The organism is Microvirga lupini, from assembly GCF_014191055.1.
Classification (GTDB): Bacteria; Pseudomonadota; Alphaproteobacteria; order Rhizobiales; family Beijerinckiaceae; genus Microvirga; species Microvirga lupini_A.
On record NZ_JACHWB010000001.1, the window covers coordinates 401875 to 428478 of the forward strand.

Here is a 26604-nt window from a genome sequence, read left to right on the forward strand (position 1 = left end):
AGCGCTCACGGCGGATCAGATCGGCGCGATCAGCGCCAAGGCGGTCACGGGCCTGTCGGCCGGAGTGATCGGCGAACTCTCGGACACGCAGCTGGCGGCGCTCCAGCCGGCTCAGATCACGGCGCTCACCACGACGCAGGTCAAAGCCTTCACGGCCGATCAGGTGGACAAGCTCTCGGACACGCAGGTCGCGGCGCTCACGGCCGCACAGGTCGCCGCCTTCAGCAACGAGCAGATCGCCAAGCTGGATGTGTCCAAGCTCAACCTCAAGGCTGTGGCCAGCCTGTCGGCGGGCCAGATCGGCGCCCTCGACACGACCCAGACGGGCTCGCTCTCGGCCGATCAGATCGGCGCGATCGGTGCCAAGGCGATCACGGGCTTGTCGACGGAGGCCGTCGCCCAGCTCAGCGATGCGCAGCTCGGCGGGCTCAAGGCCGCGCAGATCTCCGCGCTCAGCACCGGGCAGATCCAGGCTCTGACCGCCGATCAGGTGGGTAAGCTCGGCGACACGCAGGTTGCGGCACTCACGGCCGCACAGGTCGCAACCTTCAGCAACGAGCAGGTCGCTGAACTCGCCGTATCCAAGCTCAGCACCCAGGCGACGGCCGGTCTCACGGCCGGTCAGATCGGCGCCCTCGAGACCACCCAGGTGGCCTCGCTCACGGCCGCTCAGATCGGCGTGCTCAACGCCTCCCAGGTCGGCGGGCTCACGGTGGCTGGCGCCGGGGCTCTCTCGGCCGATCAGATCGGCGCGATCAGCGTCAAGGCGATCACGGGCCTGTCGACGGCTGCGGTTGCTGAGCTCACCGATGGCCAGCTCGGCGGGCTCAAGGCCGCGCAGATCTCCGCGCTCAGCACCGGGCAGATCCAGGCTCTGACCACCGATCAGGTCGGCAAGCTGGGCGATGCGCAGGTTGCGGCACTCACGGCCGCACAGGTTACAGCCTTCAGCAACGAGCAGGTCGCCAAGCTGGATGTGTCCAAGCTCAACCTCAAGGCTCTGGCTGGCCTCACGTCGAGCCAGATCGGTGCGTTGGATAGCGATCAGATCACCAGCATCACTGCTGCCCAGGTCGCTGCAATGAACACGGGGCAGCTCTCGGCATTGGATGGCAGTGACATCCTGCTGTTCTCGGCCGAGGAAATCGGCTCCATCAGCACCAAGGCCATTGCAGGCTTGTCGGATGAGGCGATCAGCCAGCTCAGCGATGCGCAGCTCGGCGGCCTCAAGGCCACCCAGATCGCTGCATTCACCACCGGGCAGATCCAGGCTCTGACCGCCGATCAGGTGGGTAAGCTGGGCGATGCGCAGGTTGCGGCACTCACGGCCGCACAGGTCGCAACCTTCAGCAACGAGCAGGTCGCTGAACTCGCCGTATCCAAGCTCAGCACCCAGGCGACGGCCGGTCTCACGGCCGGTCAGATCGGCGCCCTCGAGACCACCCAGGTGGCCTCGCTCACGGCCGCTCAGATCGGCGTGCTCAACGCCTCCCAGGTCGGCGGGCTCACGGTGGCTGGCGCCGGGGCTCTCTCGGCCGATCAGATCGGCGCGATCAGCGCCACGGCGATCACGGGCCTGTCGACGGCTGCGGTTGCTGAGCTCACCGATGGCCAGCTCGGCGGGCTCAAGGCCGCGCAGATCTCCGCGCTCAGCACCGGGCAGATCCAGGCTCTGACCGCCGATCAGGTGGGTAAGCTCGGCGACACGCAGGTTGCGGCACTCACGGCCGCACAGGTCGGCGCCTTCAGCAACGAGCAAGTGGCCGAACTCGCCGTATCCAAGCTCACCACCCAGGCGATGGCCGGTCTCACGGCCGGTCAGATCGGCGCGCTCGAGACAGCCCAGGTAGTATCGCTGTCGACGACCCAAATCGGTGTCTTGAACGCGACGCAGGTTTCCGGATTTGCCGTGGAGGACGTTCAGGCCCTCACGGCCGATCAGATCGGCGCGATCAGCGCCACGGCCACCACCGGCCTGTCCTCGGCTGCGGTTGCTGAGCTCAGCGATGCGCAGCTCGGCGGGCTCAAGCCGGCGCAGATTGGCGCATTCAGCACGGTGCAGGTGGCGGCTCTGACCACCGATCAGGTGGGCAAGCTCGGGGAGGCGCAGGTTGCGGCACTCACAGCCGTACAGGTCGCAACCTTCAGCAACGAGCAAGTGGCCGAACTCGCCGTATCCAAGCTCAGCACCCAGGCGACGGCCGGTCTCACGGCCGGTCAGATCGGCGCCCTCGAGACCACCCAGGTGGCCTCGCTCACGGCCGCTCAGATCGGCGTGCTCAACGCCTCCCAGGTCGGCGGGCTCACGGTGGCTGGCGCCGGGGCTCTCTCGGCCGATCAGATCGGCGCGATCAGCGCCACGGCGATCACGGGCCTGTCGACGGCTGCGGTTGCTGAGCTCACCGATGGCCAGCTCGGCGGGCTCAAGGCCGCGCAGATCTCCGCGCTCAGCACCGGGCAGATCCAGGCTCTGACCGCCGATCAGGTCGGCAAGCTCGGGGAGGCGCAGGTTGCGGCACTCACGGCCGCACAGGTCGGCGCCTTCAGCAACGAGCAGATTGCCGAACTCGCGGTATCCAAGCTCAGCACCCAGGCGACCGCCGGTCTCACGGCCATTCAGATCGGCGCGCTCGATGCAACCCAGGCCGGGTCTCTCACGAACGAGCAGCTCAGTGGCTTGAACGTGTTGCAGGTTGCTGGTTTCACCGCAGCTGCTGTCCAGGCCTTCTCGGCCGATCAGATCGGATCGATCAGCGCCAGCGCAACCAGGGGCCTGTCCGCTGAGGCGCTCGGCGGGCTCACGGCGGAACAAGTCGGCGGCTTTAAGCCGGCGCAGGTTGCCGCGCTCAGCACCAATCAGATCCAAGCACTGACTGGAACGCAGATCGGCGCGTTGACCTCGGACCAGCTGGTGGCCCTGACTGCAAGCCAGGTGGGTGCGCTTAGCAACGCACAGATTGCGGAGCTGGATGCCTCCGATGTTGCGGCGCTCAGCAATCAGGCAATCGTCGGCCTGACGACTGAGCAGATAGGGAGCATGACGACGGCTCAGGTCGAGGCGATCACCTCGACGCAGGTCGCAGCCATGAGCGCAAACCAGATTGCGGCACTCAAGGATGGGGACATCAAGCAGTTCTCGACCGACGATATCGCGGCGATCAGCACGACGGCCATTGCCGGACTGTCGGCAGAGGACATCGGCGACCTCAGCTTTGAGCAGCTGACCGCGCTGACCACCCCGCAGATCCAGGCGATGAATGTTACCCAGGTCGATGCGGTGCTCGCTGCCTATCGGTCCGTTTAGCGAGGGCCAATTTGCCCTCGCGCAACGAAGGCGCGGAGACACATGACAGCAAAGGCGGCGCTTCTACAGGGAGCGCCGCTTTTTTTGGCCGGCCAAAGCCGAAGCGGATTCCGCTCAGGCAAGATATTCGACTTTCCTCAGCCGCGGCGCATTGAGGATTTCCACGATAGTCATCTAGACCGCACCCTGCCATCGAACGGGCAGGTCTCGTGCTTGAGCGCCTTGAACGGCTCAACTCCACCGAGAGCGGGACTGCGAGGTGGTAGGTAGACGACACTGGCTTCGATTGCTCAGAGCCTCTTCTCGACCCGAGCCGAAATGCAAGATGCACGTTTGCTGGACATGCGCATATCTTTTGGCGAGGCAGCTAGCTTCAGGCCGCATCTGACTTGCGTGGGTTGCTACGATGGATCAGCCCTTGGCCCGCACAGCCACGATGACGCGCTCGGACACCGGCATAGCGTCGGACGGGGCGTGGACGACGTAGACCCCGTGACAGACCCGCGTGATCTGGCGGACAGGCATATGGTGCTTGTCCGCTCCCGTCAGATAGTTCACCGTATAATAGGGCTCGCCACCCACATAGGTCGTAGACTTTGTCTTGAAGACATAGCCGACCTGGGTGGCGTTGATGCGGTACACGGATGTGGGCGGGCCGTAGGCTGCGATGCGCGACGAGATCGGCTTCCCGATGTAATCCGAGCATGACATCTCGGCCGCCTCATAGGTGGCTGTCGTGCATCCGCCGAGACTGAGAGCAGTCGCAAGTAGAATGAGAATTGGTCTCAAGCAGGCCTCCCCATGACCTGCAGACCATATCACGGAATGAATGTCGCTCCGATCCACTGGATTGAACCTTCGCGTTGTTTGGTAAAGACAACATTCGGCTGAGCCGATCCCCGACCACGCCTGCTCGTGCCAGCTTCGCACAAGGCTTCTGATGCATGGTGCATATGGAACGATGATGCCGTCGGATCTTGGAGAGATGGAATGAGTATCATTCTGGTGCCGGTTGTCGCTGTATCGCTAATCGGTCTCGTCGGCACACCCGCTCTCCGCCTCATGGCATCGTCGAAGAGGGCCAGGACCTGGGCCAGGAGCCAGAGCGGAGCGCTGCGTCGCTACTACTGAACAACACCGTCTGGGGCAGGCGAGGGACGGCGGCGCTCCAACGGGTTACTTCACGAGAGCCGGTCGCTTCCTTCGAACCAAGACATTCCTGCGAGCTGGAGAGTCGATCCCTGCGCTCCTCTTCATCCGGAGAGTATCGGACGCGGCAGAATAGTCGTTCGGCGCTCTGTTGCTTGAAGTCAACACTGCGACATCGTTCTGTCATCTTGCTCTGAATCGCGCTTGCGTAGATCTCGTACGGCTGACAGCTTTGATCAAAAGAAGCGGATGGGTGCGGGGGCATGAACAGGACCGGTTTCTTAAAGCAGACAAAACGGGGGCTACTGGCCGCCGCAGGAATAGGGGCCGCGATCCTGTCGATTGTCGCGGCGGCGAATACGGCGCATGCGTTTCCGCAGCTGAGCCTGCCGGGGATGAGCGCCGCCATCCTGTCGTCCGGACAGGCTGGACCGACGCCGGCCTGGATCACCTTCTGCAAGCAGATGCCAGACGAGTGCGCGTTCGACCCCTCTGAATCCGCTGTCATCACGCTGAATTCGGAGACATGGAAGCTTCTCGTCGATGTCAACGAGCGTGTGAACGCCACGATCCTGCCGGTGACGGATCAGGACCATTGGGGTGTGGCGGATCGTTGGGATTATCCCGATGACGGGATGGGCGATTGCGAGGACATCCAGATCCTGAAGCGTCGCATTCTCGCCGAGGCAGGTCTACCGCGCCGAGCCATGCGCATGACTGTTGTCATCGACGAACTCGGCGCCGGTCATGCGGTGCTGATGGTGCGCACCAACCGCGGCGACTACATCCTGGACAACAAGCGTCCGGCCGTCCTGTCCTGGCAGGAGACCGGCTACCGTTATGTGAAGCGGGAAGGCTCGGAGGGTGCTGCCTGGGTGTGGCTCGGCAATCAGGCCGCCCCGATCGTGACAGCCACCAAATAAGCAGGATCATCAAACAACGCATGAGCGCGAGGTGCGCTCATGCGGATCAGGAGCGTTTCAGCTCGCAGCCTTCGCGGTGGGCCGCTGGCTGATCATGGTCTCGGAGGTCAGAACGACCCAGCCATTGTCGGAGCGCTCGATCGAGATGATCTGTCCGATGCCGGGAAGGGTCATTCCCGGTGTCACCCACCAGACGCCGTCCGGACCTTCGATCAGGGCGGACTCGCTTGTGGCGCGGTGGATCACGTAGCGCTGGAACTGGCTCTGCCGCGCGATGGCGAGAAGCGCCTTGTCGGTCTTCGCTTCTACGACAGCGTCCGTGGTCTTCTGGCGATTGAGCGAACCCGTGGTCGCCGGGCTGAGATCGGCCGCACGGGCATGGTTGGCGTCAGTGCCCTTGCTCATCACCAGGCCGTTGCCCGTGCTTTGGAGATAGGCATAGCCGTCGCTGAGATAGACCGCATAAACCGGCAGGGCGACGGCCGAGAGGGTGAGCGCCAGCCCAAGACACATGACGATGCGGTCGCCCATGGCCTCGCGGGCCCGGATCAAGTCTTCCAGGCGATGCACTTTCCGCTCGCGGGTTTCGATGGCGGCTCCGCGTCCGGCCTGTCCGGCCCTGGCCACCTGCTCCAACACTTTATCGAACCGTACGCCCATGGAACCCGCCGCTATGAAAATCGACTGCAATCATTCCTATGAGGTTATGCTTAACAATCCGTCACTTCACGTAAAGAAAGCCTGTTGATAACTTTGATGGGCAGGAGCAAGCCCTGCGCAAGCATCCCGTGACTACTGTGGACGATAGTCAAACGTTACTGCGAATCAAGCCGTTTGGGGGATGCATGAAGATCAGGACAAAGATATTTGCGCTTGTTGCTGCCTTGAGCTTCGTTGCGGTAATCATCGCCGCCGTCAGCATTAGCACCCTGCAAACCTATAATCAGGCCGTCGATGACGTGAGGCTCGCCGCCACGCGGGCCCTTTACGGCGAGCGCCTGAACCGGCTGGTGACGCATGTGGTCATGGAAGCGCGCGGCATCTATGCCTCGAAGACGACGGCCGATGCCCGCAAGTTCGGCGACGGAGTGACCGCAAGCTTGAACGAGATCGACACACTCCTGAAGGAGTGGAAGCCGATCGTTCCTGACGCGCACAAGGCTCTGTTCGATGCCGTGGTCGCGGACGCTGCCGCGTTCAAGACGTTCCGGTCCGAGACCGTGCGTCTAGGTGCCGAAGTATCGCCCGAAGCCGCCAACACCCAGGGCAACAACGAGGCCAACCGCGCCAACCGAAAGGCCTTCCAGACCAGCATCGATGCCTTGACGAAGAAGGGGAGCGAGGACATCGCAGCGGTCGACCGCTATTCCGCTGAGCTCTACAGCGAGCGCTTCACCCTGCTCGTCTCCATCGCGTTGGCCGGCACGATTGTGGCCCTCCTGATCGGCTGGCTCGTGGGTCACAGGCAGATCGCCCGTCCGCTGAAGATCGTCACCGAGGCGATCCAGAAGCTGGCCTCCGGCGACTACAACCTGCCGGAGGCGAAGATCAGCAACGATGAGGTCGGCGACATCTGGAAGGCCACGCAGGTCTTCGCCGGCACCATGCAGGAGGCGGACGGGCTCCGGCGCCAGCAGGCGGAGTCCGAAAAACAGGCCGGCGAGCGCCGCAGGCTCGAGATGATGAATCTCGCGCAGAGCTTCGAGGGCAGCGTGGGCGGTCTCGTCCAGCACCTCTCCGTCGCGGCTCAGCAGATGGAGGCCACGGCCCGCTCGATGGCCACCACCGCCCAGCAGACGAACCAGCAGTCGAACGCAGTGGCGGCCGCCGCCGAGCAGACCTCCAGCAACGTCCAGGCGGTCGCCGCCGCCACGGAGGAGCTCGCCGCATCGTCCAACGAGATCGGCACGCAGGTGGCGCAGACCTCGGCTGCCGCGGCCCGGGCCGTGCAGAACGCGCGCAAGACCAACGAGCTCGTGGAGACGCTCGCCGACGGCGCGCAGAAGATCGGCGAGGTCGTTGCCCTCATCAACAGCATTGCGAGCCAGACCAACCTGCTGGCGCTCAACGCCACCATCGAGGCGGCGAGGGCTGGCGAGGCCGGAAAGGGCTTTGCGGTCGTGGCCGCCGAGGTGAAGGAGCTCGCGAACCAGACCTCGCGGGCGACGGAAGACATCACATCGCATATCAACCAGATCCAGCAATCCACCAAGGGGGCGGTCGACGCCATCCGCGAGATCGGCCACACCATCGAGGAGGTGCACCAGATCGCCACCAACGTGGCGGCGGCCGTCGAGGAGCAGCAGGCGGCCACGCAGGAGATCGCCCGCAATGTCAGCGAGGCTGCCCGCGGCACGCAGGAAGTGACCCAGAGCATCGTCCAGGTCCAGGGGGCGGCGACCCATGCCGGGTCGGCAGCCTCCCAGGTACTGGCCGCGGCCGGTGAGCTCGCGACCAACTCGTCGACGCTCACCCGGGAGGTCGAAGGCTTCCTGGAGGGTGTCCGGGCGGCGTAGCGCTCAAGAGGGGCAATACGATCGGAAGGCGCGGCGCTTCGGCCCGCGCCTTTTCTGTTGTGGGCTGCCTGCTCGGGAGCGGTCAGGCCGTCTTGGTGACGTCCTCAGCCCGTGCGCCTGGGGCGCCTGCCTCGTCCCTGAGCCGACGCGTCTCCTGGGCCTTCCTGGCCGCATTCTGGACGTAAGACACCAGGGTGGAATTCAGATAAGGCTTCGGGAGAAAGATCGCTCCGGGCGGCAGATCATCCTCCCGCGGCCATTCGCGGCCCGAGGAGACGATAATCTCCACCCCGGGCCAGCCACGGTGAACATGGCCGACCAGTTCGTAGCCGTTCATGCCGGGCGGCATCTCCACGTCCGAGAGCAGCACGTCGATGGCGACCTCGGCCTTGAGAACGCGCAGGGCCTCCTCGGCGTCCCCGGCTTCGATGACGCGGAAGTTCGCCTCCAGCAGAATATCGGCCGTGACGAGCCGCACCAGCGGTTCGTCTTCGACCAGGAGAACGACGCCTAGGGGTTGCTGGTGGGACACGGCACCGAGGGGACAAGAGGATGGGGCAGAGGGCAAACGTGGCCATTGATAGACGGTTCCACTTGAGAGAGCCAGCCCTGACCGCGTCGTGATCGGGCGCACAAGGAATGAGAACCCATGGGGCGCCACCACGTTGTCCGCCTGTTGGTTGCGTCTGGGGCAAGAATGAGTGCTGCATCCGTTACGGTTCTTCCACGCCGGATCCCACCGACCATTCTGGTCGTCGAAGGGGATGTCCGGATCCGGTACCGTGTCAGCGACGAGCTGCGGGCCTGGGGGTTCAAGGTGCTGGAGGCCGGCTCGGCCCCAGAGGCGCTGACCGTCCTCGACGCCGTCCAGGTCGATCTCCTGTTCCTCGCCCTGGACCTGCCGGGCACCGGGGGCGGCTGGGACGTGGTTCATCACATTCGCGAGAGGCCGACGAAGATGATCGTCACGTCCCGCGAGACAGGCCCGTCGGACAGCCCTGGGCCGTTTGTCCGCAAGCCCTACCAGGCAGGCGAGGTCGCTGCGCTCGCAGCCCGCAGCCTGAACTGGCCGCCACCCACACAAGCTTGACCGCAGGAACAAAGGCAAAAGCACGGCGGTTAGCTATGCGTGAGCACGTCATCCACCCATCTCTCGGCTCAGGCCGACTCCCCTCTCCAGACCATTCTCGTGGTCGAAGACGAGGTGCTGATCCGGCTCGTGATCGCTGAATACCTGCGCGAATGCGGCTACCGGGTCCACGAGGCCGTCAGTGCCGAGGAGGCCATGCTCATTCTCCAAGCGCCTGAGGTGTCGGTCGACATCGTGTTCAGCGACGTGGAGATGCAGGGGGAGATGGACGGATTCGGGCTCGCCCGCTGGGTTCGGGCCAACATGCCCGAGACCCAGGTGATCCTCACCTCCGGGGCGGATCGCTCGGCGGACATCGCCGGAACCCTCTGCGAGGCCGGTCCTCTGATGAAGAAGCCGTATCACACGCAGGATGTGGTGGACCGGATCAAGCAGCTGAAGGCCACGGCAAAGCGCTTCTGAACCTCCGTCTCATCAACCAGCTCAACACATAAGCCCATCTTTCCTCTCCCTTGTGGGAGGAGGGGATCGCGTCGCGGCCTGCCGGACTGTGGGCGACCCCTTATGCAGGTTCGGCTCCAGCACGCCCGCCTCCCGCTCGGCAATGAGTGCGCTGGAGCACCCTGCCGGCTCAACTGTAGGGAACTGGACGGAGCAATCCCCGTTTCATGCAGGATGAAACCGCACCGCCGCATTGTGAACCAGCCTGTCGTCCTGCTCGTCGAGGATGAGCCTCTCGTTCGTCTCACCCAGGTCGACATCCTCAAGGAATCCGAATTCTGGGTCATCGAGGCCCAGGACGCCGATGAGGCGTTCGAGCTTCTGAAATCGCGGCCGGAAATCGACGCCATCCTGACCGACGTCGACATGCCGGGCTCCATGGACGGCTTCGAGTTCGCCCGTCTGGTGCGGCAGGGTTGGCCCGAGGTGGCCGTGCTGGTGATTTCCGGCAAAACCGGTCCCGGACCGGGCGACCTGCCGCCCAACGCCAGATTCCTGCACAAGCCCATCATGCCCGACGACCTGATCGCGGCGCTGCAGGACGTGATGGCCCGGCGGCCGCAGAAGAGCCTGACGCCGGAGGCTTAAGGGCCGCACCTTCAGACATATCGGAACGTCGTCTGCTACCCTCCAGGTCATCACTGCCTTGCGCCGGTGATCTCCCAATTTACCCCTCTGCCCTTATCCTGAGGAGGATTGCGCGAGCAATCCGTCTCGAAGGAGGTTCCAGTGGTCTCTGGACGCTCCTTCGAGACGCAGCCTCTCGGCTGCTCCTCTGGATAAGGCCGAGGGAGACAGGCAAGTGTCATCCCCGGCGGCCGCAGGCCGGGAAGGGGATCCATAGCGCCGTGTGTGCGAGTGGATTCCCTTCCCCTCCGCTGCGCTCCGGCCGGGAATGACACCCTCAACACCATCTTCGTCATCCCGGACGGCGCAGCCGATTCGGGATCGCGTGCAGGATGGAGCGCGGGCATCCCTCCCCCTCTCCCGCAAAGGGGAGAGGGCTTCTCGCCTCCCGTCCTTTGATTCACTTACGCGTGTGCAGTCTCGCGCTGGCGCGTGTCGATCACCTCCGGCTGCTCCGCCACACGCGACCACAGGCGCTCCACCTCCGCCTGCACCCTGTGGAGAGCCGCTTCCTTCACGGGGCCGTAGCCGCGGATGTCCATCGGGGCTTTCGCGATTGCCAGTAGATCGGGGAAATGGGGCGCGTCGAGGTTTTCGAGGATGCGCTCGACCTGGGCCTCGTACCAGCCGATGAGCGCCCGCTCCGTGCGCCGCTCGGCCGTGTAGCCGAAGACATCGAAGAGCGTGCCGCGAACAAACTTCATCTTCGCCAGAACCTTCATGGGCGTCTGGATCCATTGACCGAAGGCGCGCTTCTTCGGGCGGCCTCGCGCGTCGCGCTTCGAGGCCAGGAGCGGCGGCGCGAGGTGATACTTCACCGTATAGTCGCCGTCGAATTCCTGCTGCAGCGTGTCGAGAAAGCCGGTCTCCATGTGCAGGCGCGCGACCTCGTACTCGTCCTTGTAGGCCATGAGCTTGAACAATGAGCGCGCCACCGCGTCTGTGAGCGTCTCGGAGCCGAGCGGTTCTTCAGCCTTGCGCACCCGCGACACCATCATCTCGTAGCGGCCGGCATAGAGCGCATCCTGATAATCGGTGAGGAACGCAACACGCCGGGCGATCACCTGATCGAGCGTCTCGGGTTCTTCCGGCTTGTCGTTCGCGACCTCATGCACGGCGGCAGGATCGGCGCTGAGCAGGCGCCCCCAGGCAAAGGCCTGCCGGTTGCGCTCGACCGCCACGCCATTGAGTTCGATGGCGCGTGACAGAGCTTCAAAAGAGACCGGCACGAGCCCCTGCTGCCAGGCAAAGCCCAGCATCATCACATTGGCGAAGACCGTATCGCCGAGCAGCGTCTCGGCCAACGCATTGGCATTGACGGTTGCCATGTTGCCCGCGCCGATGACGCGCTCGATGGCGCGAAGCCGCGTGCGGCTGGCGAGATCCGCATCGCGGAAGCGCACCACGTCGCCGGTCGGCATCTCGGCGGTGTTCATCACAGCCCGCGTGCCGTGTCGATAGGTGCCGGAGGCCTTGGGCGAGGAGCTGACGACAAGGTCGCAGCCGATCAGCGCATCCGTCGCGCCCTGGTCGATGCGCACCTGGTTCAGCTCGCCCGGGTTGGTGGCGATGCGCAGATAGCTCAGCACCGGGCCGAATTTTTGGGCGAAGCCCGTGAAGTCCAGCACCGACACGCCGCGCCCTTCGAGATGCGCCGCCATGCTGATGAGCGCGCCAATCGTGACGACACCGGTGCCGCCGACGCCGGTGACGAGCAGGTCGAACGGCTTGTCGAGAGCGGGCAGAGCAGGGGCTGGCAGCGTTGCGGACCGTGCAACAGCATCGAAATCCGACGTGGCTTTCTTCCGGCGCGTCGCTCCTTCCACCGTGACGAAGCTCGGGCAGAAGCCCTCAAGGCAGGAAAAGTCCTTGTTGCAGGTGGAGAGGTTGATCTTGCGCTTGCGCCCGAACGGCGTCTCCTTCGGCTCGACGCTCAGACAGTTGGAGGCCACCGAGCAATCGCCGCAGCCCTCGCAGACGAGATCGTTGATGTAGGCGAAGCGCTTCGGATCCTCCATCTGGCCGCGCTTGCGCCGGCGGCGCTTCTCGGTCGCGCAGGTCTGCTCGTAGATCAGCACCGTGACGCCGGCGATGTCGCGCAATTCCTTCTGCACCCCATCGAGATCGTCACGGTGGTGGATCGTCACGCCGTTGGGCAGATCCGCCGGTACGAATTTCTCAGGATCATCGGAGACCAGCGCAATGCGCTCAACGCCTTCCGCGCGCACACTGTGGGCGATGGCATAGACGCTGATCGGACCGTCCACCGGCTGGCCGCCCGTCATGGCGACCGCGTCGTTGAACAGGATCTTGTAGGTGATGTTGGCGCCCGCCGCGATCGCCTGTCGGATCGCCATGGAGCCGGAATGGTAATAGGTGCCTTCGCCGAGATTCTGGAAGATGTGGCCCTGGCCGGTGAACTTGGACGAAGCCGCCCAGTTCACGCCTTCGCCGCCCATCTGAATCAGCGACGAGGTCTCCCGGTCCATCCAGCTCGCCATGAAGTGGCAGCCGATTCCGGCGAGCGCCTTCGATCCTTCCGGCACCTTGGTCGAGGTGTTGTGCGGACAGCCGGAGCAGAAATAGGGCGTGCGCGTCGCGCCCGGCACCGCGATCACGCGCTCCGGATCCGGCGACAGGGCGGCGACGCGCTGCGCGAGGTTGAGATCGGGAAAGATGGGATCGAGGCGCTTGGCCAGAACGCCGGCGAGGAAGCGCGGCGTGAGCTCGCCTGTCCAGGGGATCAAGCGCTCTCCGGTCTCGTCGTGCTTGCCGACCATGCGCTCGGGCTTCGAGCCCGGATAGTCGTAAAAATACTCCTTGAACTGGCTCTCGATGATGCCGCGCTTTTCCTCGACCACGAGGATCTCGCGCTTGCCCTTCACGAACTCCATGGCGTCGTGGAGCGGCAGCGGCCACACCATGCCGACCTTGTAGATGTCGATGCCATGCTGACGGCAGGCGGCCTCGTCGAGACCGATGAGGCGCAAAGCCTCCATCAGGTCGAGATGGGCCTTGCCGGCCGTGACGATGCCGTAGGACGCATCCCGGATGTCGTAGATGCGCCGGTCGATGGGGTTGGCTTTGGCGAAGGCATAGACGGCGTGCTTCTTCGCCTCCATGCGCTCCTCGATCTGCGGCCCCGGCAGATCCGGCCAGCGATAATGGAGGCCACCCGGAGGCGGCGTGAAGTCGGGCTCGACAAACTGGCGCGGCGGGTGCAGTTCGACGGAGGTGCCGGATTCCACGATCTCGGACACGGCCTTGAAGCCGACCCACATGCCGGAGAAGCGGCTCAGCGCATAACCGTATTCGCCGAACTCGAGATACTCGGCGACGCTCGCGGGATGGAGCGTCGGCATGAACCAGCTCATGAACGCCACATCGGATTGATGCGGCATCGATGAGGATACGCAGCCATGGTCGTCGCCCGCCACCACCAGCACGCCGCCATGGGGCGAGGAGCCATAGGCGTTGCCGTGCTTCAGCGCATCGCCCGAACGGTCGACGCCCGGGCCCTTGCCGTACCAGAGGCCGAACACGCCCTCGACCTGCCGGTTGGGATCGGTCTCCACCTGCTGCGAGCCCAGCACTGCCGTTGCGGCCAGGTCCTCATTGACGGCAGGCAGGAACTCGATCCGGTGTTCCTTCAGCTGCTCCTTCACGCGCCAGAACTCGAGATCGACGCCGCCGAGCGGCGAGCCGCGATAGCCCGACACGAAGCCGGCCGTGTTGAGGCCCGCCAGCCGGTCGCGTTTGGCCTGATCGAGCACGATCCGGATGATCGCCTGCGTGCCGGTCAGGAACACCCGGCCGGTCTCGCGGGCGTAGCGGTCGGAGAGCCGGTAATCGTCGAGCGACGGAACGCGTGTCATCAGCCTGATCCCGAGGAGAGAGCCATGTCCTGGCTAAGTATGGTAATCCCGAACGGCTGGTAGGTGCTTCCTATCCGTTCCTGCACCGGGCTTCTTCGTGGTAGATGTTTCGTATCTTGGCGTTATATCTGGTAAAAATTACCAGACGGGAGGGCGCCATGCTGGAAAAGCAGGACGAGCATATTCTGGCGCAGCTGCAGAGGGAGGGGCGCACCACCAACCAGCAGTTGGCCGAGGACGTGGGCATGTCCACCTCGGCCTGCTGGCGCCGCGTGCGGGCGCTGGAAGAGACGGGCGTGATCACCGGCTATTCGGCCCTGGTGGACCGGGAAAAGGCCGGCTTCACCACCTCGGCAATCCTGCACGTCTCGCTCGAACGGCACGACGCCAAATTCGTCGACGAATTTGTTTCACGTGTAACGGCGCGCGCAGAAGTCCTGGAGTGCTTCGCCACCACGGGCGATGCCGATTATCACCTGCGGGTCGTGGTGCGCGACATGAAGGCCTACAACGCTTTTCTTGATGAGTTCATGTTCCGCCTGCCCGGCATCCGATACGTGCGCACCAACGTGATCCTGAAGGAAATCAAGACCAGCGTGGCGCTGCCGTTTTGAATGGGGCTACTTGCTGTCGGGCAAAAGCGCGTAGGCGAGCTGCGCTATGGCGACGGGCCGGCTGTCACCGGCGGTGGTGAGCGTCACGCTGCCGAACGCCATGGTGCGCCCGAGCCGCACGACCCTGGCCTCCGCCAGCACATCCGCGCTCGCCGCCGGGCGCAGGAAGTGCATGGTCTGGTCCACCGTGGTCATGGGTCGGTAGGTGCCTCCGGCGGAGGAGACCGCAAACACCATGGCGGTGTCGGCGAGGCTCATCAGCGCCTGCCCGCAGATCACGCCATTGTCGCGGCAGAGCCGCTCCGAGAACGGCATGCGCAGAACGGCGCCTTCAGGGTTGAGGCTCTCGATAGAGAGCTCGAGCGCCTGGATCCAGGGCGCGAAGACGTCCGCGAGCATCCGCTCTGCGGTGGCTTGGTCGAATGTGGACATGGATCCCCCGGTCTTTCTGTTCTTCTGGTATCCGCTACCAGCCGTGACGAAGTGGCGGATACCAGTCTTATATCAAAGCAATTGGCATGTGCTGCCAATACTCTTCCATCACGGACGCACGGCGTTCATGGTGAGGAGGTCGTAGGTCGCGACCGTCTCGTCCTTATCCGTGGTGATCTCCACGTCCCAGCGCACCTCGCCATATTGCTCGTTGCGCGGCGATTTGGATTTGGCCGTCAGCCGGACCCTGATGGTCTCGCCCGGCTGAACGGGCTTGAGGAAGCGCAGGGAATCGAGGCCGTAATTGGCCAGAACCGGCCCTAGATCGGGATCCACGAAGAGGCCCGCTGCAAAGGACAGGAGCAGATAGCCATGGGCAACCCGGCCGGGGAAGAACGGGTGATCCTTCGTGGCCTCCTCGCTCATATGGGCATAGAAGGTGTCGTCGGTGAATTCGGCGAAGTGCTCGATGTCCTCCAGGGTAATCGTGCGCTCCTTCGAGATGAAGGTCTGGCCGATGGCGAGGTCCTCGAAGTAATAGCGGAAGGGATGCCGTCCCTCCTGGATCATCGGAGCGCCTTTGATCCAGCTCTGCGTCACGCGGGAGAGCATGGCGGGTGAGCCCTGCAGGGCCGTGCGCTGCATGTAGTGGTGCACGCCGCGCATGCCGCCGAGTTCCTCGCCGCCGCCGGCGCGTCCTGGTCCACCATGGACCATGTGCGGCATGGGTGAGCCATGGCCGGTCTGCTCCTTGGCGCAGTCGCGGTCGATCAGCACCAGGCGGCCGTGGAAAGCGCCCACGCCGAAGACGAGGTCAGACGCGATGGCGGGATCGTAGGTATAGACCGAGGCGACAAGGCTGCCATCGCCGCGATTGGCAAGAGCGATGCCCTGATCGAGCCCGTCATAGCCCATGACGGTGCAGACCGGGCCGAAGGCCTCGACGCTGTGCACATTGGTGGCGCGGATCGGGTCCGGGCAATGGAGCAGGAGCGGCGGGATGAAGGCGCCGCGCTCGCGGTCCGCGCCCTCGATCGTAAAGTTGTCAGGATCACCGACGACAATGTCCGCCTCGGCCCGCAGCTTCTCCACCTGCGCCAGCACGTCCCGGCGTTGGTTGAGGCCGACGACAGGACCCATACGGACGTTGTCGAGTTCCGGATTGCCGACCGTGATTTTCGAGAGCCGCTCACGCAAGGCCTCGATCACGGCAGGCACGTGCGCGTTCGGCGCAATGGCGCGACGGATGGCGGTGCACTTCTGGCCCGCCTTGACGGTCATCTCCTTGGCGACCTCCTTGATGAAGAGATCGAATTCCGGCGTGCCGGGGCTGGCGTCGGGTGCCAGGATCGCAGCGTTGAGGGAGTCGCGCTCCGCAATGAAGCGGACAGATTCTCGGGCGATCACAGGATGCCGCTGCAGCTTCTGGGCAGTGTCGGCGGAGCCGGTGAAGGACACCACGTCTTGGCAGGTCAAATGATCGAAGAGATCGCCGGTCGAGCCGATGATGCACTGGAGCGCACCGTCGGGAAGGATGCGGGATTCTGCAATCATGCGCATCAGGGCATGCGCCACATAGGAGGTGATCGTCGCCGGCTTCGTGACCACCGGCACCCCGGCCAGGATGGCAGGCGCCAGCTTCTCCAGCATGCCCCAGCAGGGGAAGTTGAAGGCGTTGATGTGGACAGCGACGCCGTGAAGAGGGGCCATCACATGTTGGCCGACAAAACCGCCGCCCTTCGACAGGGGTTCGACCGCGCCATCGATCAGGAAGGTGGTGTTGGGCAGCTCGCGGCGGCCCTTGGAGGCATAGACGAACAGCGTGCCGATGCCGCCGTCTACATCGATGAAGTTGTCGGAACGCGTGGTGCCGGTCTGATAGGAGAGCTTGTAGAGCTGGTCCTTGCGCTCTGACAGATGAATGGCAAGACGTTTCAGAAGCTCTGCGCGCTGATGAAAGGTCATGCGCCTCAGATTAGGGCCGCCGACCTGCCGGGCGTAAGTGAGCACCTCGCCCATATCGAGACCACCACTGGCGACCTCGGCGACCACATCGCTGGTGACGGCGCTGCGAACCTCGGCGAGGTCCTTGCCGGGCGACATCCAACTTCCGCGAACGAAGCTCTCAAGTCTCATGGGGGCACCTTGGATGATGAATGGCGGCTGCATTGGCATCGCCGCACCTTTGCGGCATTATTGACCGACCGGTCGGTTAGTCAAGCCTCTTGCTGAGGCGCAGGATGGACCATGGCTCGACAAGCAAGGAGAATAATCGATAGGAGGGAACCGAAGCCTCTCAGGTCAGGACACCCCTAAGAGAAGAAGCTGGAGCAGGTTTGAATGGCCGGTTTTGTCGACACTCTCCTGGACAGGTTTCATGGGCGGACCCCGATCAGGGCGGGCTCGCTCATCGTTACGGTCTTCGGGGATGCGGTTGTGCCGCGGGGCGGGGTCTTGTCCATGGCGTCGCTCCTTGAGATCATGCGCGCCTTCCGGATCAGCGACACCCTTGTCAGAACAGCCCTGTCCCGCCTCGTGTCCGATGGCTGGTTCGAGCGGTGGAAGGTGGGGCGCAACAGCTATTATCGGCTGACACCCCGAGGGCAGGAGGCTTTCGCCCAGGCCACGCAGCGGATTTATACCGGCCCGTCCGAAGATTGGCAGGGCGCCTTCGACCTGCTGCTGCTGGAGAACACCCAGGACCGGACCGCACTCAAAGCCGAACTTTCGGGGGTTGGATACGGGGCCCTCGGGGCGGATCTCATGATCGCGGCCTCCCCGGCGACCAGGGAACCCGGCTCCGTTCTCCGGCTCTCGGCGGCGCCGGCCGATATTGAGACGGCCCGGCGACTCGTGGAACGGGCTTGGCCGCTGGACGAGATCGAAAGCCGCTACAAGCGCTTCATCGACACCTATTCGGGCACGCTGGCAGCCCTCGAGCGGGGTGCCAAGTTCACGGATCTCGAGGCCCTCCTGGTCAGGATCCTCCTGATCCACGACTACCGCCGCGCCGTCCTGAGAGATCCCCTTTTGCCGGCCCAGCTCCTGCCGAAGCCTTGGGCGGGAGACCGTGCCCGTGCGCTCTGCGGGACGATCTACAAGACCCTGTTGCCAGCCTCCGAGCGATGGATCGACAACCATGCTCAGAACCACAGCGGGCCGCTGCCGGAGGCTGACAGCGGTTTCGAAGAACGGTTCGCGTCGCTTCAAGCCGCAGCCAAGCTGAAGGCCGTCTGAAAGATAAGTTACAAGAAAATATTGAACATCACAATTTTTGTGACATATTAAGGTCAACTCGTAAGACGCTTGCGGGGCTTTTTGCCGTGCCTTGGAGCGCCAACGACCGGAACAGCGTTGACTATGCGCCTGGAAAGGCGAGAGCCGAAACCTTAGCTGCTTGGCCTTCGTCGGGAGTGGCTTAGGAGGGGTGAAACGAACGGACGATAGGGAGAAGCGCCGTGTACGCACAGATGGTGAAGACGGGCGTCGACCATATCCAGTCCAAGGAAGAGATGTCTCCCGAGGAGCGCGCCTTTCAGGATCGCGTCGATCAGGACATCAAGATCGAGCCGAAGGAATGGATGCCGGAGGCCTACCGCAAGACCCTGATCCGGCAGATCTCGCAGCATGCACATTCCGAGATCATCGGCATGCAGCCGGAGGGCAACTGGATCACCCGGGCGCCGACCCTCGAGCGCAAGGCCATCCTGCTGGCCAAGGTGCAGGACGAGGCCGGCCATGGACTCTATCTCTACTGCGCCGCCGAGACGCTGGGCGTGAGCCGCGATGATCTGATGGAACAGCTCAACAGCGGCAAGGCGAAGTATTCGAGCATCTTCAATTATCCCACACTCACCTGGGCAGACATTGGGGCCATCGGTTGGCTGGTGGACGGCGCCGCGATCATGAACCAGGTGCCGCTGCAGCGCTGCTCCTACGGTCCTTATTCCCGCGCCATGATCCGTATCTGCAAGGAGGAGAGTTTCCACCAGAGGCAGGGCTACGACATCATGATGAAGCTGGCAAAAGGAAGCTCTGAGCAGAAGGCGATGGCGCAGGATGCGCTGAACCGCTGGTGGTGGCCCTCGCTGATGATGTTCGGTCCGTCCGATGCGGAGTCGGTGCACAGTGCGCAGTCCATGCGCTGGAAGATCAAGATCAACTCCAACGACGAGCTGCGCCAGAAATTCGTTGACCAGACGGTGCCGCAGGCCGAGTATCTCGGCCTCACCGTTCCTGACCCCGATCTTAAGTGGAATGCGGAGCGCGGGCATTACGAGTTCGGCGAGATCAACTGGGATGAATTCTATCAGGTGATCGCCGGCAATGGACCCTGCAACCGCGACCGGCTTCGCACGCGGGTAAAGGCCTATGAAGAAGGTCGATGGGTGCGCGAGGCTGCCGATGCGTATGCGGCCAAGAAGGCGGCGCGGGCACAAGCCAAGGCTGCGTGAGCGGGAGACACGACATGACTGACAAGAAGGAATGGCCGCTCTGGGAGGTGTTCATCCGCAGCCAGCATGGCTTGGCCCACCGCCACGTGGGCAGCCTGCATGCGCCGGATGCCGAGATGGCGATCATGAACGCGCGCGACGTCTACACGCGCCGCAACGAGGGCGTGAGCATCTGGGTCGTCAAGGCTTCCGACATTGCGGCCAGCTCCCCGAGCGAGAAGGGCCCGCTCTTCGACCCGGCCAACAGCAAGGTCTATCGCCATCCGACCTTCTACGAGATTCCGGAAGAGCTGGGGCATATGTGATGGTCGACTCCAGCGCGCTCTTCGAATACCTGCTGCGCCTTGGCGATAATGCCCTCATTCTCGGGCACCGCCTGTCGGAATGGTGCGGCCATTCGCCGGCGCTTGAGGAGGATCTGGCGCTGTCCAACGTCGCGCTCGATCTCATCGGGCAGACGCAGCTCTGGCTGAACCTCGCCGGCGAGGTCGAAGGCAGAGGCCGCAACGCGGATAATCTCGCTTACCTGCGCGACGCCCGCGACTTCCGCAATGTGCTGCTCGTCGAGCAGCCGAACGGCGACTTCGCCGCCACCATGGCGCGCCAGTTCCTCTTTGATGCCTGGCACTATCTGCTGCTGCGGGAATTGACGGGCTCAAAGGATGCCCGCATCGCCGAGATCGCCGCCAAGGGCCTCAAGGAAGTCACCTATCATCTGGAGCGCAGCCGCGACTGGGTTCTGCGCCTCGGCGACGGCACGGAGGAGAGCCATCGTCGCATGCAGGCGGCCATCGACGACCTCTGGATGTATACGGGCGAACTGTTCGAATCCGACGAGGTCGATCAGGCGATGGTTCGCGAGGGGCTCGGGCCCGATTTCGCAACGCTGCACGAGCCTTGGCTCGGCCTCGTCCGCGCGACGGCCGAGGAGGCGACGCTGACCCTGCCGCAACCCGGCTGGGCGCAGCGGGGCGGCAAGCGCGGCCTCCACTCGGAGCATCTCGGCTATATCCTGGCCGACCTTCAATTCCTGCAGCGGGCCTATCCTAACGCCACGTGGTAAGAGGCAGACGCCGATGGCAGACAGCCTGACACAATCGGATCTGGACCAGGTGAAAGCCTGGTTGGGAGAGGTTCCCGACCCGGAGGTGCCGGCCGTCTCTGTCATGGATCTCGGCATTGTCCGTGATGTGCGCTGGGATGATGATGAACTCGTCGTCTCGATCACGCCGACTTATTCGGGCTGTCCCGCGACCAGCGTGATCGCCCTCGACATTGAGGCTGCCCTGCGGGCGAAAGGGCTGGACCGTTTGCGGGTTGAACGCAGGCTCTCGCCCCCCTGGACGACGGACTGGATTTCGCCGGAGGGGCGCCGGAAGCTCGAAGCCTATGGCATCGCGCCGCCGGCCGAGAGCGTGGGCGATACTCCTTCTCCCTTTGATCGCTTTCTCCGCAAGCCACTGGTGATCACCTGTCCGCGCTGCAAATCCGAGAACACGGATCGGGTAAGCGAGTTTGGTTCGACGCCGTGCAAGGCGCAGTACCGGTGCCGGGACTGCCTTGAGCCCTTCGATTACTTCAAGTGCATCTGAAAGCGAGCGGCTGCTCCATGACCAAGTTCTATCCCGTCACCGTTGCCGATGTCAGACGCGAGACCCGCGACGCGATCGTCCTTACCTTGGATGTGCCGGATGAGCACAAGGAAGCCTTCCGCTTCTCGCCCGGACAGTATCTGACCCTGCGCACCCAGATCGATGGTGACGAGGTGCGCCGGTCCTACTCCATCTGCGCCGCGCCGACGGAAGGCCGTTTACGCGTCGGCATCAAGAAGATCGCTGGCGGGGTTTTTTCGAACTGGGTCAGTGAACAACTGGCGCCAGGGCAAACCATCGAGGCCATGCCTCCGATGGGCAATTTCTTCGTGCCGCTCGACAAGGAGCGCAAGCGTCACTTCGTCGGCTTCGCGGCGGGCAGCGGGATCACGCCGCTGATCAGCATCGTCAAGACAACCCTCCTGGCCGAGCCGCAATCCTCCTTCACGTTGTTCTACGGCAATCGCGCCTCAAGCTCGATCATGTTCCGCGAGGAGCTGGAGGATCTCAAGAACGAGCACCTTGATCGCTTCAGCCTGATCCATATTCTCAGCCGCGAGCAGCAGGATATCGATCTGTTCAACGGCCGTCTGACGAAGGAAAAATGCGACCAGCTTCTCGACCACTGGGTCGATGCATCCTCCATCGACACGGCCTTCATCTGCGGACCTCAGGACATGATGCTGGGTGTGGCCAAGAGCCTTGAGGAGCACGGCCTCGACAAGCGCCAAATCAAGTTCGAGTTGTTTGCGACCTCGACTCCGAGCCGCCGTCAGCGCACGCCCGAGCAGGCGAAGGCCGAGGAGGCTAAGAACCTCTGCGAGGCTACCATCATCATCGATGGACGCGCCCGAAGTCTCTCGTTCGAGAAAGGCACCGCATCCGTGCTCGACGCGGCGACAGCCGAGGGACTGGAGCTTCCATACGCCTGCAAGGGTGGCGTGTGCTCCACCTGCCGGGCGATGCTGGTGGAGGGCGAAGTCGACATGGATGCGAACTTCGCCCTTGAGGATTACGAGATCGCCCGCGGGTACATTCTGACCTGCCAGAGCTATCCAGTGAGCGACAAGATCCTGGTCGATTTCGACAAGTGATTTGAGGGAGGTGCTCCCATGGTCGATGAAGACAGCCTCGTGAGTTTCGTCGCCGGCGGCGGGCGCCTGAGCGCGCCCGACAATGTCACGCCCCGCTATCGCGGCGAGCTCATGCGCCTCATGGCAATCTTCGTTGATTCCGAGATGGCTGGAGCTTCGGGCTTTGCCGATTGCATCAATTTGGCGCCTGGTCTGAAGGAGCGGATCACGGCCACGCATATCGTCCTGCAGAAGTTCAATCATGCCCAGCAAGTGCTCAGCTTGATGGAGCAGTTCGGCGCCAACACCGATCAATATGTCGGGGCTCATCCCTGGGCCTCGCGCCTCGACCGCAGCGTCAACCTTGGGCTACGGCGTATAGGCGGCGACATGCGCCTCAACGTGTTTCATTACCCGATCAACGGCTGGGTCGACGCGGTGGTGATGAACTGCCTGATGGGGCAGGCGACCGTGGTGCAGCTCGACGAGCTCACCCGCGGCTCCTACCAGCCCCTTGCCGAAACTCTCGCCACGATCCTGCCTGTCGAGAGGCGCCATGCGGAACTTGGTGAGCATGGATTGCGAGCGGCGCTGGAGAAAGGTCACGACAGGACCGATGCCCAGGCATCGGTGAACTACTGGTATCCGCGCGTCGCTGACACCTTCGGCAGCAGCACGTCGGATCACTTCACGCAGCATCGGAAGTACGCGTTGCGTCAGAAGGGCAGGGAAGAGCTGCTCGCTCAATGGCAAGGCATCGTCCACCCGATCCTCTCGCAGTTCGGCCTCATTGCTCCGGACGACACACCACATGCGATGGGTGAACAGGTCTCGTTGCAGTAATCCTTGGCCCTTTCAGGCCATTCCATGCGCTATTCGGCGGCCGTGACGCGCCGTGGCGCCGCTGCAAGTTCGGCACGGAGATTGCGGGTGCCATCCATGATCAGTTGCGACACGAGTTCCGCATAATCCGCACGCGTGACCTCGCCCGTGCTCTTGAACCAGAGATAATGCCAGTTGATCATGCCGAAGAGGGACATGGTGACCGGCTTGAGCAGCTTGGTGCCCTTCAGCTGGGGTGCAACACCCGCCACCGCATCGGAGAAGATGCGCACGAGGTCGCGCTCCATGCCCTTGAGCTCCGCCTGCCGGTCAGTCGGCAGGAGGCGCAGGCCGTTGATCTGCACATTGTGCTGCGCATCTGCGTCCCGGTAAGCCTCAAGGAGAGCCGCCACGAGACTCTTGAGGCGGTCGCCGGGAGGAATGTCCGGCTGGTCAGCGCCCTCCACCACCTCGAGCAGTTCCTCCAGGTGGAAGCGGATGACATCGAAGAGCAGTTCTTCCTTGTCCTTGTAGTAATGGTAGAGGTTTGCCTTGGAGACGCCGCACGCCTCTGCGATCTTGCTCATGGAAGCACGGTCATAGCCATGCTCGGCGAAGAGCTCGGCCGAGCGATCAAGGATCGCGCGGCGCTTGTCGTCGTAATCTGTGGCGCGGGTCCGGGCCATGGGGGCTGCTATTCTTTCGGTCTGCGGTCGATCACGCGCCTCGCCTTGCCAAGCGAGCGCTCGATGCCTTCTGGGTCAAGGACATTGACCTGAGCGGTGATGCCAATAGTCTCCTTGATGGCCTGACTCAAGCGGTCGGCTGCGGCTTTCCGGGTTTCCGGGTAGTCAGCCTCGGGCCTGATCTCGGCCTTGATCTCCATCTGATCCATGCGCCCCTCGCGGGTCAGCACGATCTGGTAATGGCCGGAGAGGGACGGGATGGTCAGGAGCTTTTCCTCGATCTGGCTGGGGAAAACGTTCACGCCGCGGATGATCATCATGTCGTCCGTGCGGCCCGTGACCTTCTCCATGCGGCGCATGGTGCGCGCGGTCCCGGGCATGAGACGCGTGAGATCCCGCGTGCGGTAGCGGATGACAGGCATCGCTTCCTTCGTGAGCGAAGTGAAGACGAGTTCGCCTTCCTGTCCGTCAGGCAAAACCTCGCCGGTATGCGGGTCGATCACCTCGGGATAGAAATGATCCTCCCAGATGTGTAGGCCGTCCTTGGTCTCGATGCACTCGCAGGCGACCCCTGGTCCCATGACCTCCGACAGGCCGTAGATGTCCACCGCATGGATATCGAACGCCTCCTCGATCTCCGCGCGCATAGCGTTGGTCCAGGGCTCTGCGCCGAAGATGCCGACCTTGAGCGAGGATTGGCGCGGGTCGAGACCCTGCTTCTTGAACTCGTCGAGGATCGCCAGCATGTAGGACGGCGTCACCATGATCACGTCCGGCTGGAAGTCGGTGATAAGCTGAACCTGGCGCTCCGTCATGCCGCCCGACATGGGGATCACCATGCAGCCGAGGCGTTCGGCGCCATAATGCGCGCCTAGGCCGCCGGTGAAGAGACCGTAGCCATAGGCGACATGCACCTTCATGCCAGGGCGCCCGCCGCTCGCCCGGATCGACCGCGCCACCACGTCCGCCCAAGTGTCGATATCGCGCTTGGTGTAGCCGACGACCGTGGGCTTGCCGGTGGTGCCGGACGAACCGTGCACGCGGGCGATCTGCTCTTGAGGAACGGCGAACATCCCGAAGGGATAGTTGTCGCGCAGGTCGGCCTTGGTGGTGAAGGGAAACTTCGCCAGATCGCTCAGATCCTTGAAGTCGTCCGCATGCACGCCGGCTGCATCGAACTTCGCCTTGTAATGCGGCACGTTCTCGTAGGCGTGGCGCAGGGTCCAGGCGAGGCGCTCGCGCTGGAGAGCGGCCAGCTCGTCCCGGGTAGCCAGTTCGGCGCGATCGAGATGGGCCGGCTGAGGCTTGAGTTCGGATAGCTTGCGAAGCGGGATCTCGGCCAAGGAAACCTCCCATCCTGTCATTCTTGTTGGGTGCTGCTGTCTGGGGCGGATTCGAGCAGCGTGCCGGCGATGGTGCGCGAGTGTCCCCGGAACTCCGCGACAACCTCACCGCGACCATCGCGAACGGTCACATCGTAGATGCCGGACCGTCCCGACCTGTTGCGCTCGACCGCATGGGCTGTCAGCGTATCGCCCCTGCGTCCAGGCTGCAGGAACGTCACGGCGCAATGCTGAGCGACCGTACGCTGGTTGTAGGTGTTGCAAGCGAAGGCGAAGGCCGAGTCCGCCAGCGTGAAGATGAACCCACCATGGCAGATGCCGTGGCCGTTCGTCATGTCGGGGCGGATCGTCATGGAAAGCACCGCCTCGCCCGGCGCGACGCGCTCGACCACCATCCCGAGGCCCCGGCTCGCCTGGTCATCGGCCCACATGGCCTGGGCGCAGGCTTGTGCGATGTCGTGCGCGGCTATTTGCGGAGAGGACACGTCCATCAAGCTTTTCCCGTGAATTTCGGCGGCCGCTTCTCGAAGAAGGCCGTCACGCCCTCCATGTAGTCCGGCGTGCGGCCCGCCCGGCCCTGAAGATCGCGCTCAAGATCGAGCTGCTGGTCGAGATCGTTGGTTTCCGACACATCGAGCGCCTGCTTGATCAGCGCCAGTCCCGCCGTGGGCTGCGTTGCAAAGTGAGCGGCAAGACGATTTGCCTCGTCCATCAGGCTTGCGTCATCGACAGCCCTCCAGATCATGCCCCAGGCTTCCCCTTGTTCCGCCGTGACAGGCTCCGCCAGGAGCGTGAGCGCGCGGGCCCGCGCTGGGCCGATGAGGCGCGGCAGGAACCAGGTTCCGCCGGAATCGGGAACGAGGCCGAGCTTCGCAAAAGCCTGGATGAACTTTGCCGAGCGCGCCGCCAGAACGATGTCGCAGGCAAGGGCGATGTTGGCCCCGGCCCCGGCCGCCACGCCGTTGACGGCACAGATGACGGGCATCTGCAGCGCGCGCAGCTTGCGGACCAGGGGATTGTAGAGACGCTCAAGGGTGGAGGAGAGATCCGGTACCTGCCCGGGGTTGAAGACCCGGTCCGAGAGATCCTGGCCTGCACAGAACCCGCGTCCGGCGCCGGTCAGGACAAGCGCCCTGCAGCTGCCGTCAGCCTCTGCTTCGAGGAGCGCAGACATCAGCTCCGCATGCATGGCCTCGTTGAAGGAGTTCAAACGGTCAGGCCGGTTGAGGGTGATGACGCGGTATCCCTCTCGCCGCTCCGTGAGAATGAAATCAGTCTCCACCATGACCCTCCCGAACGATCGTCGATGGCAAGCGGGTTGCTGAACCTTTGTTTAGTATTGACCAACCGTCCGGTCAATTATATTGATGAAAGAAACAGCGTCAATGAGCCAACACTCGGCCCTTGAGGGAGCAGAACGGGATGGCATGTTTCGACGACGAACAGGATCCGCACGCCACGGGTTCCTGCCTGGATGATACTATCTGTGCTCGTCGGGCAACACGCTGCTTTCACCCAAGTTCACGCGCTTCTATCCCAGTATAATCCGCAGGTTCATGCAGCCTTGCGCAACAATAAGAAAAACATCGACAACGAACCAGGA

General features: G+C 63.6%; 25 protein-coding genes. 15 read left to right on the plus strand and 10 right to left on the minus strand.

Features of this window, described 5'->3' with window-relative positions; all coding sequences use genetic code 11:
* Positions 1-3304: beta strand repeat-containing protein (locus tag FHR70_RS01855; protein WP_183446528.1), on the plus strand; the 3304-nt coding region annotated here is incomplete at its 5' end.
* A gap of 411 nt (positions 3305-3715) precedes the next feature.
* Here the strand turns inward: FHR70_RS01855 and FHR70_RS01860 are convergent.
* A complete protein-coding gene (locus FHR70_RS01860; protein ID WP_183446530.1) occupies positions 3716-4093 on the minus strand; it encodes a hypothetical protein in 378 nt (125 codons plus the stop codon).
* A 201-nt stretch (positions 4094-4294) separates the two neighbouring features.
* On the opposite strand from FHR70_RS01860, the gene FHR70_RS01865 reads away from it, so the two are divergent.
* A complete protein-coding gene (locus FHR70_RS01865) occupies positions 4295-4435 on the plus strand; it encodes a hypothetical protein (protein WP_183446531.1) in 141 nt (46 codons plus the stop codon).
* Positions 4436-4716: 281 nt separating this feature from the next.
* Positions 4717-5376, plus strand: a complete 660-nt coding sequence (locus FHR70_RS01870) for a transglutaminase-like cysteine peptidase (protein ID WP_183446533.1) — start codon at positions 4717-4719, stop codon at positions 5374-5376.
* Between the two features lie 57 nt (positions 5377-5433).
* On the opposite strand, the gene FHR70_RS01875 is transcribed toward FHR70_RS01870, so the two are convergent.
* The gene (locus tag FHR70_RS01875; RefSeq protein ID WP_183446535.1) at positions 5434-6036 is read right to left on the minus strand and encodes a hypothetical protein; all 603 of its coding nucleotides are present in this window, start codon (positions 6034-6036) and stop codon (positions 5434-5436) included.
* 185 nt (positions 6037-6221) lie between these two features.
* Between FHR70_RS01875 and FHR70_RS01880 the strand changes: the two genes are divergently transcribed.
* Positions 6222-7892, plus strand: a complete 1671-nt coding sequence (locus tag FHR70_RS01880; protein ID WP_183446537.1) for a methyl-accepting chemotaxis protein — start codon at positions 6222-6224, stop codon at positions 7890-7892.
* A gap of 82 nt (positions 7893-7974) precedes the next feature.
* Here FHR70_RS01880 and FHR70_RS01885 read toward each other — a convergent pair whose 3' ends face one another.
* Entirely contained in the window at positions 7975-8424 is a 450-nt protein-coding gene (locus FHR70_RS01885; RefSeq protein ID WP_343058701.1) for a response regulator, read from the minus strand.
* A gap of 165 nt (positions 8425-8589) precedes the next feature.
* On the opposite strand from FHR70_RS01885, the gene FHR70_RS01890 reads away from it, so the two are divergent.
* The 3 genes from FHR70_RS01890 (at position 8590) to FHR70_RS01900 (ending at position 10071) form a co-directional block, all read left to right on the plus strand.
* Positions 8590-8982 carry a response regulator gene (locus FHR70_RS01890; RefSeq protein WP_183446539.1) on the plus strand — a complete coding sequence of 131 codons (393 nt, stop codon included), beginning with the start codon at positions 8590-8592 and terminating at the stop codon, positions 8980-8982.
* A gap of 39 nt (positions 8983-9021) precedes the next feature.
* Positions 9022-9444 carry a response regulator gene (locus FHR70_RS01895; protein WP_183446542.1) on the plus strand — a complete coding sequence of 141 codons (423 nt, stop codon included), beginning with the start codon at positions 9022-9024 and terminating at the stop codon, positions 9442-9444.
* Positions 9445-9657: 213 nt separating this feature from the next.
* Entirely contained in the window at positions 9658-10071 is a 414-nt protein-coding gene (locus FHR70_RS01900; RefSeq protein WP_183446544.1) for a response regulator, read from the plus strand.
* 443 nt (positions 10072-10514) lie between these two features.
* On the opposite strand, the gene FHR70_RS01905 is transcribed toward FHR70_RS01900, so the two are convergent.
* Positions 10515-13985 carry an indolepyruvate ferredoxin oxidoreductase family protein gene (locus FHR70_RS01905; protein WP_183446546.1) on the minus strand — a complete coding sequence of 1157 codons (3471 nt, stop codon included), beginning with the start codon at positions 13983-13985 and terminating at the stop codon, positions 10515-10517.
* Positions 13986-14143: 158 nt separating this feature from the next.
* Here FHR70_RS01905 and FHR70_RS01910 point away from each other — a divergent pair, with 158 nt between their 5' ends.
* Positions 14144-14599, plus strand: coding sequence for an Lrp/AsnC family transcriptional regulator (locus FHR70_RS01910; protein ID WP_183446548.1), 456 nt, complete (start codon positions 14144-14146; stop codon positions 14597-14599).
* A gap of 6 nt (positions 14600-14605) precedes the next feature.
* Here FHR70_RS01910 and FHR70_RS01915 read toward each other — a convergent pair whose 3' ends face one another.
* Both FHR70_RS01915 and paaZ read right to left on the minus strand, forming a co-directional pair.
* Complete coding sequence (locus tag FHR70_RS01915) at positions 14606-15031, minus strand: PaaI family thioesterase (RefSeq protein ID WP_183446550.1); 426 nt, start codon at positions 15029-15031, stop codon at positions 14606-14608.
* 108 nt (positions 15032-15139) lie between these two features.
* The gene (gene paaZ / locus FHR70_RS01920; RefSeq protein WP_183446552.1) at positions 15140-17167 is read right to left on the minus strand and encodes a phenylacetic acid degradation bifunctional protein PaaZ; all 2028 of its coding nucleotides are present in this window, start codon (positions 17165-17167) and stop codon (positions 15140-15142) included.
* 204 nt (positions 17168-17371) lie between these two features.
* Here paaZ and paaX point away from each other — a divergent pair, with 204 nt between their 5' ends.
* The 7 genes from paaX to FHR70_RS01955 all read left to right on the plus strand — a co-directional run bounded on the left by paaX (position 17372) and on the right by FHR70_RS01955 (position 22993).
* Positions 17372-18268, plus strand: coding sequence for a phenylacetic acid degradation operon negative regulatory protein PaaX (paaX, locus tag FHR70_RS01925; protein WP_183446554.1), 897 nt, complete (start codon positions 17372-17374; stop codon positions 18266-18268).
* Between the two features lie 221 nt (positions 18269-18489).
* Positions 18490-19485 carry a 1,2-phenylacetyl-CoA epoxidase subunit PaaA gene (gene paaA / locus FHR70_RS01930; RefSeq protein ID WP_183446556.1) on the plus strand — a complete coding sequence of 332 codons (996 nt, stop codon included), beginning with the start codon at positions 18490-18492 and terminating at the stop codon, positions 19483-19485.
* Positions 19486-19499: 14 nt separating this feature from the next.
* The gene (gene paaB / locus FHR70_RS01935) at positions 19500-19790 is read left to right on the plus strand and encodes a 1,2-phenylacetyl-CoA epoxidase subunit PaaB (RefSeq protein ID WP_114944017.1); all 291 of its coding nucleotides are present in this window, start codon (positions 19500-19502) and stop codon (positions 19788-19790) included.
* Positions 19790-20548 carry a 1,2-phenylacetyl-CoA epoxidase subunit PaaC gene (paaC, locus tag FHR70_RS01940; RefSeq protein WP_183446558.1) on the plus strand — a complete coding sequence of 253 codons (759 nt, stop codon included), beginning with the start codon at positions 19790-19792 and terminating at the stop codon, positions 20546-20548. The genes paaB and paaC overlap by 1 nt, the downstream gene beginning before the upstream one ends.
* A 13-nt stretch (positions 20549-20561) precedes the next feature.
* Complete coding sequence (gene paaD, locus FHR70_RS01945; protein WP_183446560.1) at positions 20562-21077, plus strand: 1,2-phenylacetyl-CoA epoxidase subunit PaaD; 516 nt, start codon at positions 20562-20564, stop codon at positions 21075-21077.
* A 17-nt stretch (positions 21078-21094) separates the two neighbouring features.
* On the plus strand, positions 21095-22171 hold the full coding sequence (gene paaE, locus FHR70_RS01950) for a 1,2-phenylacetyl-CoA epoxidase subunit PaaE (RefSeq protein WP_183446562.1): 1077 nt from the start codon (positions 21095-21097) through the stop codon (positions 22169-22171).
* An 18-nt stretch (positions 22172-22189) separates the two neighbouring features.
* Positions 22190-22993 (plus strand): Phenylacetic acid catabolic protein, encoded by an 804-nt coding sequence (locus FHR70_RS01955; protein ID WP_183446564.1) that lies wholly within the window; start codon positions 22190-22192, stop codon positions 22991-22993.
* 29 nt (positions 22994-23022) lie between these two features.
* Here FHR70_RS01955 and FHR70_RS01960 read toward each other — a convergent pair whose 3' ends face one another.
* Genes FHR70_RS01960 through paaG form a run of 4 tightly spaced genes read right to left on the minus strand, consistent with a single transcriptional unit; the run spans position 23023 to position 26286 of the window.
* On the minus strand, positions 23023-23658 hold the full coding sequence (locus tag FHR70_RS01960; RefSeq protein ID WP_183446566.1) for a TetR/AcrR family transcriptional regulator: 636 nt from the start codon (positions 23656-23658) through the stop codon (positions 23023-23025).
* 8 nt (positions 23659-23666) lie between these two features.
* Positions 23667-25022, minus strand: a complete 1356-nt coding sequence (gene paaK, locus FHR70_RS01965) for a phenylacetate--CoA ligase PaaK (protein WP_425487833.1) — start codon at positions 25020-25022, stop codon at positions 23667-23669.
* Complete coding sequence (gene paaI / locus FHR70_RS01970) at positions 25019-25492, minus strand: hydroxyphenylacetyl-CoA thioesterase PaaI (protein ID WP_183446570.1); 474 nt, start codon at positions 25490-25492, stop codon at positions 25019-25021. Before paaI ends, paaK begins: the two co-directional genes overlap by 4 nt.
* Positions 25492-26286 carry a 2-(1,2-epoxy-1,2-dihydrophenyl)acetyl-CoA isomerase PaaG gene (gene paaG, locus FHR70_RS01975; RefSeq protein WP_210277446.1) on the minus strand — a complete coding sequence of 265 codons (795 nt, stop codon included), beginning with the start codon at positions 26284-26286 and terminating at the stop codon, positions 25492-25494. The genes paaI and paaG overlap by 1 nt, the downstream gene beginning before the upstream one ends.
* Positions 26287-26604 lie beyond the last annotated feature (318 nt).

What these genes read in the sequence shown, in the direction of transcription:
- FHR70_RS01865 (WP_183446531.1), top strand. Translation starts at nt 4,295, where the DNA reads ATGAGTATCATTCTGGTGCCGGTTGTCGCTGTATCGCTAATCGGTCTC.
- FHR70_RS01870 (WP_183446533.1), top strand. Translation starts at nt 4,717, where the DNA reads ATGAACAGGACCGGTTTCTTAAAGCAGACAAAACGGGGGCTACTGGCC.
- FHR70_RS01875 (WP_183446535.1), bottom strand. Translation starts at nt 6,036, where the DNA reads ATGGGCGTACGGTTCGATAAAGTGTTGGAGCAGGTGGCCAGGGCCGGA.
- FHR70_RS01880 (WP_183446537.1), top strand. Translation starts at nt 6,222, where the DNA reads ATGAAGATCAGGACAAAGATATTTGCGCTTGTTGCTGCCTTGAGCTTC.
- FHR70_RS01890 (WP_183446539.1), top strand. Translation starts at nt 8,590, where the DNA reads ATGAGTGCTGCATCCGTTACGGTTCTTCCACGCCGGATCCCACCGACC.
- FHR70_RS01900 (WP_183446544.1), top strand. Translation starts at nt 9,658, where the DNA reads ATGAAACCGCACCGCCGCATTGTGAACCAGCCTGTCGTCCTGCTCGTC.
- FHR70_RS01905 (WP_183446546.1), bottom strand. Translation starts at nt 13,985, where the DNA reads ATGACACGCGTTCCGTCGCTCGACGATTACCGGCTCTCCGACCGCTAC.
- FHR70_RS01910 (WP_183446548.1), top strand. Translation starts at nt 14,144, where the DNA reads ATGCTGGAAAAGCAGGACGAGCATATTCTGGCGCAGCTGCAGAGGGAG.
- FHR70_RS01915 (WP_183446550.1), bottom strand. Translation starts at nt 15,031, where the DNA reads ATGTCCACATTCGACCAAGCCACCGCAGAGCGGATGCTCGCGGACGTC.
- paaZ (WP_183446552.1), bottom strand. Translation starts at nt 17,167, where the DNA reads ATGAGACTTGAGAGCTTCGTTCGCGGAAGTTGGATGTCGCCCGGCAAG.
- paaX (WP_183446554.1), top strand. Translation starts at nt 17,372, where the DNA reads ATGGCCGGTTTTGTCGACACTCTCCTGGACAGGTTTCATGGGCGGACC.
- paaB (WP_114944017.1), top strand. Translation starts at nt 19,500, where the DNA reads ATGACTGACAAGAAGGAATGGCCGCTCTGGGAGGTGTTCATCCGCAGC.
- paaC (WP_183446558.1), top strand. Translation starts at nt 19,790, where the DNA reads ATGGTCGACTCCAGCGCGCTCTTCGAATACCTGCTGCGCCTTGGCGAT.
- paaD (WP_183446560.1), top strand. Translation starts at nt 20,562, where the DNA reads ATGGCAGACAGCCTGACACAATCGGATCTGGACCAGGTGAAAGCCTGG.
- paaE (WP_183446562.1), top strand. Translation starts at nt 21,095, where the DNA reads ATGACCAAGTTCTATCCCGTCACCGTTGCCGATGTCAGACGCGAGACC.
- FHR70_RS01955 (WP_183446564.1), top strand. Translation starts at nt 22,190, where the DNA reads ATGGTCGATGAAGACAGCCTCGTGAGTTTCGTCGCCGGCGGCGGGCGC.
- FHR70_RS01960 (WP_183446566.1), bottom strand. Translation starts at nt 23,658, where the DNA reads ATGGCCCGGACCCGCGCCACAGATTACGACGACAAGCGCCGCGCGATC.
- paaK (WP_425487833.1), bottom strand. Translation starts at nt 25,022, where the DNA reads ATGACAGGATGGGAGGTTTCCTTGGCCGAGATCCCGCTTCGCAAGCTA.
- paaI (WP_183446570.1), bottom strand. Translation starts at nt 25,492, where the DNA reads ATGGACGTGTCCTCTCCGCAAATAGCCGCGCACGACATCGCACAAGCC.
- paaG (WP_210277446.1), bottom strand. Translation starts at nt 26,286, where the DNA reads ATGGTGGAGACTGATTTCATTCTCACGGAGCGGCGAGAGGGATACCGC.